This window comes from Oleiphilus sp. HI0066, from assembly GCF_001635725.1.
This window is the reverse complement of the sequence record NZ_LWFH01001137.1, coordinates 1-670: the sequence shown is the minus strand read 5'-3', so window position 1 is coordinate 670 and position 670 is coordinate 1. Positions and strand designations below refer to the sequence as shown.

Genomic DNA, 670 nt, shown 5'->3' with positions numbered 1-670 from the left:
CACTATTTACGACGGCATTCTTCCAGACCCTACTTATGATCAAGTCGAAAAAGGCTTGAGTATTCTCAAGAAAAACAAATGCGAAGGGATTTTAGCTGTTGGTGGAGGCTCACCTATTGATGCAAGTAAAGCCATTGCTGCAAGAGCTACAAACGATAAGTCTCTCGAAAAAATGGCTGGGCTATTTAAAATCCGAAAAGCACCTTTACCGTTATTCGTTGTGCCAACAACCGCAGGCACAGGTTCTGAAGTCACAATTGTTTCGGTCGTTTCAGATCCAGATACACATCAAAAATCGCCAATCGTTGATCCAAAGCTTGTACCAGCCATGGCGGCATTAGACGGTAAATTAATGCTTGGCCTTCCGCCTGCTGTCACTGCGGCAACAGGTATGGATGCTTTAACTCATGCAATCGAGTCGTTCATTTCCACTAATGCTACGGATGAGACACGTGGTTACGCATTAGCAGCGACCAAACTCATCATGGAAAATTTAGAAACAGCAGTACATGACGGAAAAAACTTTGAGGCACGCCAAAATATGGCCATGGCGTCATATTATGCAGGACTAGCATTTACAAAAGCAGGTGTTGGTTATGTACACGCTATTGCGCATAACTTTGGCGCTCTATACTCAACGCCTCACGGTCTCGCCAATTCGATCGTCTTA

1 protein-coding gene is annotated in these 670 nt (G+C 44.5%); it reads left to right on the top strand.

Annotated features, from left to right (window positions below; all coding sequences use genetic code 11):
* The coding region (locus tag A3738_RS15010; protein WP_156504283.1) for an iron-containing alcohol dehydrogenase at window positions 1-670 on the top strand (670 nt) is incomplete at both ends.